At 70.6% G+C, this 1342-nt stretch carries 3 protein-coding genes; all 3 read left to right on the top strand.

The window, feature by feature from the left end; translation table 11 throughout:
• Window positions 1-362 (top strand): RibD family protein (locus AC5RV2_RS18040; protein ID WP_494093466.1); only part of this gene is annotated, 362 nt, incomplete at its 5' end.
• Window positions 363-989 (top strand): riboflavin synthase, encoded by a 627-nt coding sequence (locus tag AC5RV2_RS18035; protein ID WP_494067706.1) that lies wholly within the window; start codon window positions 363-365, stop codon window positions 987-989.
• Window positions 986-1342, top strand: a 357-nt coding sequence (locus tag AC5RV2_RS18030; RefSeq protein ID WP_494093465.1) for a 3,4-dihydroxy-2-butanone-4-phosphate synthase, incomplete at its 3' end; no start/stop codon positions are given. The genes AC5RV2_RS18035 and AC5RV2_RS18030, both read left to right, overlap by 4 nt.

Raw genomic sequence — 1342 nt, 5'->3', positions numbered from 1 at the left:
TCCCGGCCGACGCCGCCGTCCGCGGCACCGATGGCCGCTTCCTGCAACTGGCCACCCACGACCCGGCCGACGTCCTGGCCGAACTGGCACGGCGCGGCATCGGCCACGCCATGATCGAGGGCGGAGCGACCGTCGCCTCGGCTTTCCTGCGCGCCGACCTGGTCGACGAACTCGTGCTCTATCTGGCACCCCTGATGCTCGGCGCGGGCACCCGTGCGGTGGCCGACCTCGGCATCGGGACGCTGTCCGAGGCCGGCCGCTGGCGTTGGGACAGGGCCGGCGGCAGCACCCGAAACTTGGGCGCGGACCTGCGCCTGCACCTGGAACCCCTGCCGTCCCACGGCACTCAGAAAGGCAAATGAATGTTTACCGGAATCATCGCGGAACAAGGGCGCGTTGAATCGCTGGACCTGAGTCCGGCCACCGACAGCGCAGTGCTGACCTTCACCGCACCCGAAACGGCTGCCGGGCTCGGGCTCGGCGGGTCGATCGCCGTCAACGGCGTGTGCCTGACCGCAGTCGCGCTGGACGGCAGCCGGGTCAGCGTGGACGTGATGGGGGAGACCCTCACACGCACCACCACCGGATCGCTCCGGCCGGGTCAGCCGGTCAACCTCGAACGCTGCGTCCCGGCCGGCGGGCGGCTGGACGGACATGTGGTCCAGGGGCACGTGGACGGTGTCGGCACGCTGGCCGAACGCGAGGACCTGGGCGACTGGGAGCGGCTGCGCTTCACCGTTCCCGTGGAGCTGGCCCGCTACATCGCGGAGAAGGGCTCCATCGCCGTCGACGGCGTCTCGCTGACGGTCACGAACGTCAGCGATGCCGGTGCCGCGACGCAGTTCTTCGAAGTCGGCCTGATTCCCACCACGCTGGCCGACACCGGCCTGGGCGCGAAGCAGCCGGGCGACAGGGTCAACCTGGAAGTGGACGTCCTCGCCAAGTACGCCGAGCGGCTCCTGGCCTTCACCACCGGAGCCAGGGCATGAGCGCCGCGGTGGAGCCGCGGATCGCGCTCGACACCATCGAAGCCGCGGTGGCGGCCATCGCCGCCGGCCGCCCCGTCGTCGTCGTTGATGACGAAGACCGGGAAAACGAAGGCGACATCATCTTCGCCGCCGACGCCGCCACCCCCGAACTGATGGGCTGGACCATCCGCTATACCTCGGGCGTCATCTGCGTGCCCCTGCCGGCGGCACGGGCCGACGAACTGGGGCTGCCGCCCATGGTCGAAGTCAACCAGGATGCCAAGGGGACGGCCTACACGGTTTCCTGCGACGCGGCCGACGGCGTGACCACCGGCATCAGTTCCGCCGACCGTGCGCGCACCGCCGCGGTGCTC

It is taken from the genome of Arthrobacter sp. Y3225116, from assembly GCF_059091245.1.
Note: the sequence above shows the minus strand (reverse complement) of the source record. Positions and strands in the feature narration are given on the sequence as shown.